Below are 12,408 nucleotides of genomic sequence, written 5' to 3' on the forward strand. Positions count from 1 at the left end.
TCTTCCTCCTACTGTCCCAGATATGCCTTTCTTACACGGTCATCCCTTAATAATTCTCCGGCATCTCCGGATATAGTGATCTTCCCCGTTTCCATTACATAGGCACGGCTTGAAATCGACAAAGCCATTTTTGCATTCTGCTCCACTAAAAGGACGGTAATCCCTTTCCTGTTCACTTCTTTTATAATTGAAAATATCTCCTTTACCAATAGAGGGGACAACCCCATGGAGGGTTCATCCATCAGGATCATGCTGGGTTTTGCCATAAGAGCCCTTCCCACTGCAAGCATTTGCTGCTCTCCTCCTGACAAGGTACCTGCAAGCTGTCTGCGCCGTTCCTTTAGGCGCGAAAAGCGATCAAATACCTCTTCCATATTTGCTTCCAGATCCTTTTTATCGGTAAATGCCCCCATCTCCAAATTTTCTTCTACGGTCATCTGAGGAAAGATGTGCCTGCCTTCCGGTACATGAGCCAGCTTTAAGGTGATGATTTTGCTGGGCTCCATCTTTCTTAAATCAGTTCCGTTAAAAAGGATCTCACCGTCATCCGCCTTTTTTAAACCGGATATGGTTCTTAAAATAGTGGTTTTCCCAGCCCCGTTTGCCCCGATTAAGGACACCACCTCACCGTCATGAACTTCCATGGAAACACCGTGTATGGCTTTGATGGCTCCGTAAGAAACTGCCAGATTATTCACTTTTAGCATCCGCTTCCACCTCCTCATCTTCTTTCCCTAAGTATGCTTCAATGACCCTGGTGTCGTTTGCAATTACTTCCGGTGTTCCTATGGCAATTGTGGTTCCGAAATCCAGCACCAGAATCCGTTCGCAGATTTTCATAACCAGGCTCATATCATGCTCGATTAGAAGGACCGATATTTTAAATTCATTGCGTATGAAGTGTATGATTTCTAAAAGCTCTTCTGTTTCCGTTGGGTTCATTCCTGCTGCCGGTTCATCTAAAAGAAGCAGCTTCATATCTGTAGCCAGAGCCCTTGCAATTTCCAGACGGCGCTGCTGTCCATAGGGAAGATTCCCCGCCTCATAATCCTCCATTCCGCTTAAATGAACAATTTTAAGAAGCTCTTTTGCTCTTTCTGTTAATGCCTTTTCTTCCTTCCAGTAGACCGGCGTTCGGAAAACTGCGTGGAACAGCCCGTAGGACAGTTTGCTTTCCATTGCTGTCTTTACATTGTCAATGACGGACATTTTCTTAAACAGACGGATATTCTGAAAGGTTCTTGCAATTCCGGCATCTACAATCTGATGGGTTTTCTTCCCGTTCATCCGCTGTCCATTTAAGTAAAAAGAGCCTTCTGTAGGTTTATAGACACCGGTAATCAAATTAAATACCGTGGTTTTTCCTGCACCGTTTGGTCCAATCAGCCCCACAAGCTCAGATTCTCCGATCTCCATATTAAAGCTGTCAACCGCTTTTAAGCCTCCAAACTGAATTCCTAAATTCTGAACCTTTAATACCGGCTCTTTCTTTCCAGCTGTTTCCATGGTTGCACCCCTCCTTCTGCTTTCTCATGCCCCTTTTTTTCTGGCCTGTGTAATATTCTGACAAGGGAGAATTCCCAATTGCCGAAAATTCCGCCGGGTTTAAAGATCATAACAATAATAAGAACCACAGAATAAGCCAGCATGCGGTACTGAGAGAACTGACGCATCATCTCAGGAAGGGAAGAAAGAAAAGCAGCCCCGATAATGGAACCGGTTAAGGACCCGATTCCTCCAATGATTACTTCAGAAAGAAGCTCCGCAGAGTACATGAAATTAAAATTGGTGGGGATCATGGCAGTCATGTAATGGGCATAGATTCCACCACCTACACCTGCAAAAAAAGCGGCTACGGTAAAGGTCAGAACTTTATAATAGGTTACATTAATTCCAGAGGCTGAAGCCGCAATATAATCCTCCCGTATGGCCTTTACCGTTCTGCCGAAGCGGCTGCGGATATATAAATACATGACTGCCACGCAGGCTGCCATAATCCAATAGCACCAGTAAAAGTCTGACAGCTTTAAAATGCCGCTCATGGTCTTTCCGCCTCCGGTTATGGCGAAATTACAAAAGCAGACCCGGATAATTTCTGCAAATGCCACAGTTACAATGGCCAGATAATCCCCCCTCAAACGAAGAGCCGGAATTCCAACCATTACGCCTGTAATCCCAGCGGCGCCCCCGCCTGCCAGGAGGGCAATGAGAAAGAGTGCCAGATCAGGCAGACCCTTTCCAGTCAGAGCACCGGATACAATGGCAGATGCATAGGCACCGACCGAAACAAATCCTGCATGCCCCAAGGAAAATTCTCCCATACAGCCTACCACCAGGTTTAAGGAAGCTACCATTATAATTGTATAACAGGCCGTGGTACATATTCCTTTGATATACTGGGTGGCTGCTCCAAATATCCTTGACTCAAAAAGCAGAACAAAGAGAAGAAATACCGCTAAAACACCCAGGAAGTTAATCACATATGAAATCTTAACCCGTCTTTCCATGGTTCACCCCCTAAACTTTCTCGCCCGCATTCTTACCCAGAATGCCAGACGGTTTAACCAGCAGTATAATGATTAGAATGGCATAGGTAATGGCTTCATACCACCCTGGAGCAAACAGCTTTACAAATATTTCAATAAGACCGACTAAAATTCCTCCCAGCATGGCGCCGGGGATGACTCCGATTCCACCCAGTACAGCGGCAATAAAGGCTTTCAGTCCCATCATGGACCCCATGTCATTGGTTACACGGGGATATTTGGCGCAGTACATCAGGGCGGCAACTGCTGCCAGTCCGGAACCAATGGCAAAGGTGACGGTAATGACTTTATTGACATTAATTCCTGCAAGAACAGAGGCATCCCGGTCCTGGGGAACTGCCCGCATTGCTTTTCCCATTCTGGTTTTTTTGATAAAAAGCTGCAGCGCTGCCATCATAAATATACCAATACCAATGGTCAGCACAACATTCAAAGGGAGACTTGTTCCAAACACACTGACAGAAGGAAGGTCAAAAATTTTCTGTACATTTCGAGGCTTTGCTCCAAAAAGAACCATGGCAAGATTCTCCAGAAACAGGCTCATGGCAAGTGCCGTAATAAGTGCGGACATGGCGCCTGCTTTCCGTACCGGCTTATATGCCACAACCTCCACAACCACACCGGTTCCGGCACAGATTACAATGGCCAGAAATACGGACAGCCATGGGGGCATTCCGGCATTGATCATAAGGGGAATGGTATAAAACAGGGTATAGGAACCGATCATGATAAAATCTCCGTGGGCAAAATTAATCATACGGATAATTCCGTATACCATCGTATAGCCCAGCGCAATCAGGGCGTAAATCGCGCCCTGGTTCAGTCCGTTTATCAGGCTTTGAATAAATAATGAAAATGTCATAGGCCGTTTCCTTTCTCCTTCAAATGGAAAATGTGCACCAAAGACATTTTCATGCTTTCATGCACATCTCCTGATTGTCTTTTTAATACTATTTTTTTGTTCCTTCCGGTGACAAGGTCATCAGCCATTTTACCTTGCCGCCCTCAAAGGTATTGATGGCAACCGATTTTTCAGGATCCCCGTTTTCATCAAGAGTGAAGGTTCCCCCTACGCCGGTAAAGGTCATTTTCGTCATTCCCTTAATTAAGGAAGGGGTGTCTGTTGCCTTACCGTTTTTCGCCGCTTCGGCAATCATATAGACGGCGTCATAATAAAGCGCCGCACAGGCATTTAAGCTTTCTGTCCCGTATTTTTCCTTATATTTTGATACGAAATTAGAAACAGCAGGAGCGGTATCTTCCGATGAATAGTGGTTGGTGAAATAGCAGTTGTCAAACTTGTCTTCCACGCCTTTCGTATCTGCACCGTCCCAACCGTCACCCCCCATAATGGCACCGGTAAAGCCTGCATCTCTGGCTGCCCCTACTAACAGAGGAACCGTATCTAAGAAACAGGGATAAAACAGGAAGTCTGCTCCCTTTGCCACCACCTGGGAGGCCTGGGAGGAGAAGTCCGTATCTTTTGTGGTACATTCTCCAGTATAGACAACCTCAATTCCATTTGCTTTGGCATTCTCTATAAATGCATCTTTTAATCCATTGGAATAATCATCGTCCTTTGCATAGATAACTGCTGCTTTTTTCCAGCCCTTTTCTTTCGCAAACTGAGCTGCCATTTTTCCCTGATAGGGATCGATGAAGCAGTCGCGGAAGATGCTGGGACCTTTTAATGTAACATCTTTATTGGTAGCTCCAGTTGCAAGAAGGAGCATATTATCCTTGGAAGCCTGTTCTGCAATGGGGAGGGTTACTGATGAGAAAAAGCATCCTACTATGGCGTTTGGGCTTTCCTTCATCAGACTGTTATAGGCATTAATTGCCTGTTTTGCATCACTGGCATCATCCACTACTTTTCCGCCGTTTACAATCTCAATTTTGTATTCCGAATCGCTGGAATTGATTTCTTCTGCCGCCATGGTAATGGCATTCTGTGCCCCTTCTCCATAGATGGCGGAACCACCTGTCAGAGAGCAGATCGCACCGATTTTAATGGTTTTCGACCCATCGCCTGCTGCTTTTGTCTCCCCCGAAACCGCTTTTGTCCCTGCCCCTGCCGCACTTTGCTGTGCAGATGATCCGCACCCGTTCAGAAGACTGCTGGCCATAACCCCAATTAGCACAGCTGATAATAACTTTTTCCTCATAATCCGATCCTCCTCATGCTTTTTTTGTTATATAAAACGGTTTTTTGTCAAACAAAAAGAGGCTCTCCCGCTAAATACTGGGGAAAACCTCCTTGTTCTCCAAAAAGAAACTGGGATGCTTTAAGAGGACACCATGTCTCAAAAAGCAAAAGAAGCCGCAACTGCATTCCTGCAGTTGAGACTCCATTGTTCTCACGCTTTATATGTTGGGAGCATTATACCACTTGCAGGTAAAAAGCACAAGTGGTATTTTGGGTTTTAACTATTTTTTCCCGTGATGGCCATGCCCCTCTGATTTTAAAGTGTTATTGGGGTTTGTGTAGGAAACATTCAGTGCATTGGCTACTGATTCTATAATGCCATTACTGCTGAAGGTAGCACCAGAAACTGCATCTACCTCAGTGCTCTGACTGTTAATAATCTCAGCTGTCACCTTTTCAACTGCCCTGCTAAAATATGGCTTATCATCTTCATAGGACAAAACTGTTATGTCGGTAATATTTCCATTCTCCACGGTAACGCTTGTCTTTGTCTCTCCACGGAAGCCCTGCCCGGTTCCTGTATAAGTACCGTCTATATAGTTTCCGGTATTGGACTGAACCTGGACTGTTACCGGAGTCTGGCCGCTCACCATCTGAGCCTGGGTATTCCCGGCATAAACCAGCCCAAACATGGCTGCTGCCGAAACAGCTGAGACTGCCACTGGTGCTCCGTTGGCTCTGGCATTGTGTCTTGGACAAACCGATGTACACTCAAAACAGTCAATACATTCTCCTGATGTAACTGTATCGTACTGATAAAGAGGAATTCCCATACTGCACTTACTGGTACAAAGCCGGCAGCTTCCACATTTACTCCTCTCCTTTTTAATGCGGAACAGCCGGAATCTGGACAAAATAGCAAAAACTGCTCCAAGAGGGCATAAATAGCGGCAGAAAAATCGTTCTATGAGGAAAGAGCCGACAATAATAAGAAGCAGAAGGAAACCTCCAATGGTAAATAAATACCGGACGGAAGGCAAGCTTCCGATTTTAGAATACATGCCAAAAACTGCCCAGGGGCCCGTCATGCTGTCAAGATTTCCCAGATGAAATGTCCAAATTCCCAATATAATAAATACCAGAATCAGGTATTTTAAATTCTTCAGCCATGCATCAACCTTTTCATTTACCTTTAAACCCTTTTTCCCTGTTTTCTTTGTCAGGTACCACAAAAAGTCTCCCATTGCCCCGAAGCTGCATAAGAATCCACAGAAAAATCTGCCTGTAAGTATGGTAATAATCATGCTTCCTGAGAACAGAAGCAGCTGGGGAAACATTGCGGACAGGGAAAATGATCCTGCAATAACTGCACTGTAGATTTCTTTCATTGCATAGAAAATACTGGTGAACAGACCGGGCAGAGCCAGAAAAGATATGACCTGAATGATTCTTCTCCATACTCTCACTGAACCTGTTTTCTTTTTATTATCCATAGTAATTAATCTCCTTTTTACCCATGATGAATTTATCTTTCAATCCGGGGGTTACATAAGTAGCACCTGACCCCTCCATAAAAATCCCCTCTATACGATATTGGTTTAAAAGCCGCATCCCTGATTTCAGACCCATGACAAAAACAGCGGTAGATAACCCATCCAGTTCACATGCTAAATCACCAATCAAAGTCACTCCTGCTAATCCGCTGGTGGAAGGAAATCCGGTTGCAGGATCCAGAATATGATGATATCTCTGCCCGTCTTTCTCAAAATACCGTTCATAGTTTCCGGAAGTCACAACAGCCTGATTTGAGACTATTACAGTACCTGCTGACACTCCTGTTTTAGCAAATGGATTCTGAATCCCGATCTGTTTTGGGCTTCCAAATGCTATGACTGACCCTCCAAAGTTAATAAAGCCATCTGATATTCCCTCATCAAGTAACATCTGTTTTGCCACGTCCGCCGCATAACCTTTGGCGATTCCTCCCAGATCCAGCTCCTGACCTATTTGGGACAATCCCACCTTTTCGTGGTCAATTACAATATTTTTGTAGTTGATTAAATCCATGGTTCGTTTCAACTCTTCCATGCATGGCAGCCTGTTTTCCCTCTTAGCCTCTCTCCAGATTCTTAAAACACTTCCTGATGTAATATCAAAGGTACCCTGGGAATCTTTAGAAATCTCAACAGCCTTTTCAATCACATCGATTGTCTCTTTACTGACTGTTACCAGTTTTTTTCCTGCTGCACGGTTAATCTCAGCAATCTCACTATCCTCTCTAAAAGCGGAAAACATATGGTCAAAACGAAGGGTTTGCATCTTAATATGGTCCAGAACCTTTATAATTCGCTCCTCAGAAAGTTCCTGGTCAAAAACAGTCACAGTGTTGGCTGTACCCAGTGCAAAAAAAGTTTTCTGTATCTGTCTCATCTTTATGACTCCTTTCTTCTTCGTTTCTGCTGTTATCATAATCTGGAAAAATTAAAACCAGATTAAAAATAAGCGAAATTGTGTGAACTTCCTGTGAAATAAAAAAACTGCCCGGCTATATTTACAAACCGGGCAGTTTTTACTACATCCATATTCAATTTTAGAGAACTTAAGTTGATTCACAATTTATAAAGAATATAAAGTAACCGTTATGCTATCAAAAAAGGCAAGCCTTTAAAAATTCATGAACTAAAGGGTGTGGTACTTCAAACGTTGAATTTGTTTGCGGTACAAAAAGAGTAGCAATAAAGAATTTATTTTCTGGAATTTCGATGATTCGGATCTCATCATCTTGGTCTACGCCAGAAATTAGTAAACCTGGATGATTAAGTTCATTCCTAAATTGAGGGTTAATACCAAAATTACAATAATAATTCTCGGAAATCTCCTTTTGATTATAACACGAAAAGGCTTTTGAATTTTCTTGCAAGAATATTTTCATTTTTTTACCTGCTAATGAGCAAGTAAGTTTACTTATAAAGAGAGAAGATGCGTTTGCATCATATTCTTCATGTTGTGCTTCTTTAACACCGAGTACATTCCTGGCAAATTCAATAATCGTATGTTGAAAACCTCCACATGTCCCTAAGTGGGGGATATTATTAATACGAGCAAATCTGATTGCATACAATGATCCTTCAAGACTTAAAAATGGACTACCAGGTGCACTCCATATGCCACAATATTTTTTTAGCACTTTATCTTTATGTTGCGCAACCGTTAATGTATTAATCCATTCATAATCAAAATCGTATCCAAACTTTTCTTTCACATGCTCAAGAGAATCTTTCAATTTTTCATGTGTCTCATAACCCTCGCGATATTCTCCGACTATTGCAATTGTGTTCTTCATTTTACTAATCTCCTCCCTAACAATTCTTACTTATCAATATCACATTGTAGCTTTAGCCTGATGATTCATTAAGGGGAGGCAGGCAGATTTATAGTAAATACCGTCCCCTCACCGGGCTGGCTTTGTACCGTAATCACTCCTTTATGAGCAGACACAATCCATTTTACCATGGCAAGTCCAAGTCCTGTGTTACTTCGTCCGCTGCTTCTGGACGGATCAACCTGATAAAAGCGTTCCCATATACGCTTTAGATGTTCCGGTGCAATCCCGATGCCATTGTCTGCCACCATTAATTCCAGATGATCCTCTTTCTTTTCCAGGGAAACCTTTACCCAGCCTTCTTCTTTTCCATACTGGATCGCATTTTCAATTAAATTAATCAGCATCCTGATCATCATCGTCTCGTCTGCCATGAGAAAAACGTCTGACTGTACCTTAGTAATAACACGGATCTTCTTATCCCTTGCCATCTCATTTTGCTGTTCCCCGATAATTTCCACCAGTTCACTAAAATTAATCCGTTCCAGATTCTCCAGTTGAAACTGACCATTGTCCATTCGTGCAAGAGTAAGAAGATTGGAGATCAGGGCAGACATCTTTACTGCCTGCTGTCTGATTTTATAAAGGGACTCTTTTGTTTCTTCCATACTGGAAGCATGTTCCAGGCCATAATCACACTGAGCCAGAATGACAGCAGCCGGGGTCCTGAGCTCATGGGAAGCATCTGCAGTAAAACGCTTCTCATTTTCAAAATAGCCCTCCAGCTTGTCAAACATACCATTAAAGGTCTTGGCCAGGGTATGAATTTCATCTGTTCCCTCTTCCATCTGAATCCGCCGGGACAAATCTCCCGCCTCACCAATGGCGTTTGCCGTTTGAATCATATCCTGAATGGGACGAAGCCCTCTGTCAATGACCAGATACCCCATTAATGCAACTCCCAGAACCAGAAAGGGAAGTGCCAGCACTAGAAGACGAAGGAGTATGTCTTCTGAGTGAACGGTATCGTGAATCGGCAGGATACCTCGAATCCACAAATAAGTTCCATGTTCTTTTTTCATCGTGGTGTCATATAAAAACCATTCCTGACCGCCAGATTTCAGCTTTCTGGAAATGTCCTTTGCAAAGGCCTCCTTATTTTCACAATCAGTTGGTACAATTCCCGCCAGCCGTGATCCATCCATGTCATACACGGAGATATAGATATCATTTACAGGAACCGAGATCTTTTCCTCTAACTGATTCCGGTTTAGATCTTCGATTTCATCCACAGTTTCCATTAATTTTTTCTGTAAGGTGAGGCTGTTAAATTTTCTTTGTGAGAACACTAAAAAAACAGATACCACGAAAACCAGAAGCATCATAAATAAAGTAAACCACAGAGTTACCCGCATTTTAATGGAAAGTTTTTTCATCATTATCTCTTCCTGAAAAGTCTTCTGTACGCAGAACGTATCCTGCACCTCTGACTGTGTGAATCAGTTTCTCCGTATATCCTTCATCTATTTTTTTTCTTAAATACCGGATATATACATCAACCAGATTGGATTCTCCTTCATATTCGTAATTCCAGATATGCTGGCTGATTTTATCACGGGAAAGCACGATCCCGGCATTCCGGATTAAATATTCTAATATGGAAAATTCCTTTGAAGATAAGGGAATGTTTTTCTGATCCCTTGTCACTAACCTTGTATCGCAGTTCACTGTCAGATTCCCCAACTCAAAAATATTGCTGGTATTACCAGATGACCGTCTTAACATAACACGGATTCTTGCCAGAAGTTCCGTAAAAGCAAAGGGTTTTACCAGATAATCATCCGCTCCTGCATCAAGACCGGTCACCCGGTCCTCGATACTGTCCCTCGCTGTCAGCAAAAGCACCGGAGTCTTTTTTCCCAGTTTCCGAACTTTTTTTAATATTTCAAGGCCACTCATCCCGGGAATCATAATATCAAGAATCACCGCGTCATAATCAGTCATCTGGAAATACTCCAGACCATCCAGTCCATTAAAACAGCTGTCAACCGTATAATGTTCCAGCCGAAGTTTTTTTACAATCAGTTGATTCAAATCCGGCTCATCTTCCACCAATAAAATTCTCATTGCCTCTGTTTTTCCCTTTCCTTCTTTTTGTTTATTATATCACAAGAGTAAGGAATGAAACATAAAAATGTAATCAGCAGAAACAGCACAATAGCATAGACAGAGGAGAACAGAAAAATAATCGCAAGTAAAAACAGCAAAATACCGATTCCAATCCGTATCATAATATGAGGAATGAGTTTAAAACCACTTGCCAGTCCCAGAACGGCGTTTCCGATAAACATGGTATTTGCAATTCCTACAATGTTCTGAAATGACAGAATTCCAGAGGCATGGAGAAATAGAACCAAACAATTCACCGTCAGAAGCATCAGGGCTGTCAGCCATCTATAGTGAAATATTTTCGGTAATCCAACGTTTTTAAACCGAGTCGCAGTCTGGCGTACAACCGCCCCAGTAAAAGTTGACACTGTACAGATACAAAGACCTGCAGCCAGCCCGGAAAAGACTGCTCCTGAAAATCTGCCCGCCACTGGTATTAAAAGATCAGGCATGGAATGACTGGGGCTGTTTTGAAATGCGAAAGCTGTCAGCAGGTATACCAAAATAATTGCTGTCAGACTGATCTGCATGGCACGCATCATGGTACGTTTGGGATTTTCCACATCCTCCACATAATTTCCCAGTATCTCCCATCCCACAATCGCCCAGAATATAAGAAGAAGTGTCTGCCCCAGGACCTCCGGTGCCGGCAGGCTGTGGGGAATGGACAGATCCGGTAAACGAACCAGAGTCGCACCGCTTCCAGCAAGCAGCAGGCAGGCTGTGATACTGGATAATACCAGCATAAATTTCCCCATGAAGGAAACATCCGATATAACAATCATGGCACAAATAAAAAGTACCCCACCGGCTGTAACCCATGGACTCACGTGAAAGACAGAGGTAACTGCCGGCCCAATAAACTCTGCCGCAGTAATTGCCACTGCAACAGGACCAAAAAAGACCGCAACCGTAAGGTAATTGGCTGCAAGCGTTCCAAATCTGCTGCCAAACATATCCCCCACAATCGTACTGATTCCCCGGTTATCCGATGCAGTTATAGTCATCTTTGCAAAGACATAGGCAAATAAAATATTAAGTGCCATAATGATGATCCATGCAAAAATTGCATGCTCACCCAGCATTTCATAAGCCAGGGATGGCAGAAAGATAATACCGGAGCCCAGAATCGGCCCGGTCATCAGCCCACTTACCGTAAAAACATTTAATTTTTTCTTCATACAAACACATCTCCCTTCCATCACATTAATCATAATAAAAAATCAACCATTTGTATAATTGAAGTTATTAAAGATTGACTTCAGAATAATTGATGATAAAATAATGATAACAGGAATTTGAAATGAATCAGAACCGGAAGGGGTGAATGAGATATGATTGAGATACGTAATTTAAGAACCTTGGTTAAAATAGCAGAGCTGGGCAGTTACACAAAGGCGGCTCAGGCTCTGGGATATGCCCAGTCTACTCTGACCTTCCAGGTGGGTGCCATTGAATCCTACTATAATTGTCCTGTCTTTGACCGGACTGGTAAGACACTGAAGCTTACTGCATTTGGAGAGCAGTTGCTGGAATATTCTAATTCGGTGTTACGGGAGTACGATAATCTGGAACAGTTGGGAAAAAGCGATGCCATTCCCCAGGGCTGTTTACGGATCGGAGCCCCCGAATCCCTGACACTATATCGTTTGTACCCGCTTATCATTGCCTATAAATCGGCTTATCCACAGGTGGAGGTTCGTATGATCAACAGCCCCTGTGAGCTGCTGATAAAAGATTTATCTGCCGGACAGCTGGACATCAGCTTTGTACTTCAGCCCGAGTGTATGGATGAGAATCTGCATACAGAACTTCTTCTAGAGGAAAAAATGTGCCTTGTTGCACCCGCCGGGCATACACAGCCAGACTTTTTGCCCGAATCCGGGGAAATGGTGTTCTTTACAGAAAAGGAATGCAGCTATCGCCAGGAATTTGAACGATACCTGCAAAAGCACCACTATGTCCCTGCCAATGTACTGGAAACAGCCAATGTGGAGGCAATCAAAAAATATGTAACCAACGGTCTTGGAGTTTCCTATCTTCCCTATTACACCGTGAAATCAGAAAGTGAAAGCGGATTGCTCCGCACAAAATTCATTGAGACAGACCCTGTTTTTTTCACCCAGATTGTATATCATAAAAAGAAATGGATTTCTCCAGCCATAAAGGCACTGATAAATCTCAGCCGCGAATATGGCCGGAAATGGTCCGTCTGACTGTCATTG

General features: G+C 43.2%; 12 protein-coding genes. 1 reads left to right on the plus strand and 11 read right to left on the minus strand.

What is annotated here, in order from left to right; all coding sequences use genetic code 11:
- Window positions 1-8 precede the first annotated feature (8 nt).
- The 11 genes from ACOAOT_RS15500 to ACOAOT_RS15550 form a co-directional block, all read right to left on the minus strand.
- Entirely contained in the window at window positions 9-707 is a 699-nt protein-coding gene (locus ACOAOT_RS15500) for an ABC transporter ATP-binding protein (RefSeq protein ID WP_420217816.1), read from the minus strand.
- On the minus strand, window positions 691-1,506 hold the full coding sequence (locus ACOAOT_RS15505; protein WP_420217817.1) for an ABC transporter ATP-binding protein: 816 nt from the start codon (window positions 1,504-1,506) through the stop codon (window positions 691-693). The genes ACOAOT_RS15500 and ACOAOT_RS15505 overlap by 17 nt, the downstream gene beginning before the upstream one ends.
- Entirely contained in the window at window positions 1,473-2,507 is a 1,035-nt protein-coding gene (locus tag ACOAOT_RS15510; RefSeq protein WP_420217818.1) for a branched-chain amino acid ABC transporter permease, read from the minus strand. The genes ACOAOT_RS15505 and ACOAOT_RS15510 overlap by 34 nt, the downstream gene beginning before the upstream one ends.
- A gap of 10 nt (window positions 2,508-2,517) precedes the next feature.
- Window positions 2,518-3,408 (minus strand): branched-chain amino acid ABC transporter permease, encoded by an 891-nt coding sequence (locus ACOAOT_RS15515; RefSeq protein ID WP_420217819.1) that lies wholly within the window; start codon window positions 3,406-3,408, stop codon window positions 2,518-2,520.
- Window positions 3,409-3,496: 88 nt separating this feature from the next.
- Window positions 3,497-4,711, minus strand: a complete 1,215-nt coding sequence (locus ACOAOT_RS15520) for an ABC transporter substrate-binding protein (RefSeq protein WP_420217820.1) — start codon at window positions 4,709-4,711, stop codon at window positions 3,497-3,499.
- A 262-nt stretch (window positions 4,712-4,973) separates the two neighbouring features.
- On the minus strand, window positions 4,974-6,185 hold the full coding sequence (locus ACOAOT_RS15525; protein WP_420217821.1) for a 4Fe-4S binding protein: 1,212 nt from the start codon (window positions 6,183-6,185) through the stop codon (window positions 4,974-4,976).
- Window positions 6,178-7,122, minus strand: a complete 945-nt coding sequence (locus ACOAOT_RS15530; RefSeq protein WP_420217822.1) for an FAD:protein FMN transferase — start codon at window positions 7,120-7,122, stop codon at window positions 6,178-6,180. Before ACOAOT_RS15530 ends, ACOAOT_RS15525 begins: the two co-directional genes overlap by 8 nt.
- A 217-nt stretch (window positions 7,123-7,339) precedes the next feature.
- Window positions 7,340-8,035: a CTP synthase C-terminal region-related (seleno)protein gene (locus ACOAOT_RS15535; protein WP_420217823.1), complete on the minus strand. Its 696-nt coding sequence runs from the start codon at window positions 8,033-8,035 to the stop codon at window positions 7,340-7,342.
- Window positions 8,036-8,103: 68 nt separating this feature from the next.
- The gene (locus ACOAOT_RS15540; RefSeq protein WP_420217824.1) at window positions 8,104-9,453 is read right to left on the minus strand and encodes a HAMP domain-containing sensor histidine kinase; all 1,350 of its coding nucleotides are present in this window, start codon (window positions 9,451-9,453) and stop codon (window positions 8,104-8,106) included.
- Window positions 9,431-10,141: a response regulator transcription factor gene (locus ACOAOT_RS15545; RefSeq protein ID WP_420217825.1), complete on the minus strand. Its 711-nt coding sequence runs from the start codon at window positions 10,139-10,141 to the stop codon at window positions 9,431-9,433. Before ACOAOT_RS15545 ends, ACOAOT_RS15540 begins: the two co-directional genes overlap by 23 nt.
- Entirely contained in the window at window positions 10,138-11,364 is a 1,227-nt protein-coding gene (locus tag ACOAOT_RS15550; protein WP_420217827.1) for an APC family permease, read from the minus strand. Before ACOAOT_RS15550 ends, ACOAOT_RS15545 begins: the two co-directional genes overlap by 4 nt.
- A 153-nt stretch (window positions 11,365-11,517) precedes the next feature.
- Here ACOAOT_RS15550 and ACOAOT_RS15555 point away from each other — a divergent pair, with 153 nt between their 5' ends.
- The gene (locus ACOAOT_RS15555) at window positions 11,518-12,399 is read left to right on the plus strand and encodes a LysR family transcriptional regulator (protein WP_420217828.1); all 882 of its coding nucleotides are present in this window, start codon (window positions 11,518-11,520) and stop codon (window positions 12,397-12,399) included.
- Window positions 12,400-12,408: the final 9 nt, after the last annotated feature.

The organism is Lacrimispora struthionigena (genome assembly GCF_048627165.1).
In the GTDB taxonomy this organism is placed as follows: Bacteria; Bacillota; Clostridia; order Lachnospirales; family Lachnospiraceae; genus Lacrimispora.

What these genes read in the sequence shown, in the direction of transcription:
- ACOAOT_RS15500 (WP_420217816.1), bottom strand. Translation starts at nt 707, where the DNA reads ATGCTAAAAGTGAATAATCTGGCAGTTTCTTACGGAGCCATCAAAGCC.
- ACOAOT_RS15505 (WP_420217817.1), bottom strand. Translation starts at nt 1,506, where the DNA reads ATGGAAACAGCTGGAAAGAAAGAGCCGGTATTAAAGGTTCAGAATTTA.
- ACOAOT_RS15510 (WP_420217818.1), bottom strand. Translation starts at nt 2,507, where the DNA reads ATGGAAAGACGGGTTAAGATTTCATATGTGATTAACTTCCTGGGTGTT.
- ACOAOT_RS15515 (WP_420217819.1), bottom strand. Translation starts at nt 3,408, where the DNA reads ATGACATTTTCATTATTTATTCAAAGCCTGATAAACGGACTGAACCAG.
- ACOAOT_RS15520 (WP_420217820.1), bottom strand. Translation starts at nt 4,711, where the DNA reads ATGAGGAAAAAGTTATTATCAGCTGTGCTAATTGGGGTTATGGCCAGC.
- ACOAOT_RS15525 (WP_420217821.1), bottom strand. Translation starts at nt 6,185, where the DNA reads ATGGATAATAAAAAGAAAACAGGTTCAGTGAGAGTATGGAGAAGAATC.
- ACOAOT_RS15530 (WP_420217822.1), bottom strand. Translation starts at nt 7,122, where the DNA reads ATGAGACAGATACAGAAAACTTTTTTTGCACTGGGTACAGCCAACACT.
- ACOAOT_RS15535 (WP_420217823.1), bottom strand. Translation starts at nt 8,035, where the DNA reads ATGAAGAACACAATTGCAATAGTCGGAGAATATCGCGAGGGTTATGAG.
- ACOAOT_RS15540 (WP_420217824.1), bottom strand. Translation starts at nt 9,453, where the DNA reads ATGATGAAAAAACTTTCCATTAAAATGCGGGTAACTCTGTGGTTTACT.
- ACOAOT_RS15545 (WP_420217825.1), bottom strand. Translation starts at nt 10,141, where the DNA reads ATGAGAATTTTATTGGTGGAAGATGAGCCGGATTTGAATCAACTGATT.
- ACOAOT_RS15550 (WP_420217827.1), bottom strand. Translation starts at nt 11,364, where the DNA reads ATGAAGAAAAAATTAAATGTTTTTACGGTAAGTGGGCTGATGACCGGG.
- ACOAOT_RS15555 (WP_420217828.1), top strand. Translation starts at nt 11,518, where the DNA reads ATGATTGAGATACGTAATTTAAGAACCTTGGTTAAAATAGCAGAGCTG.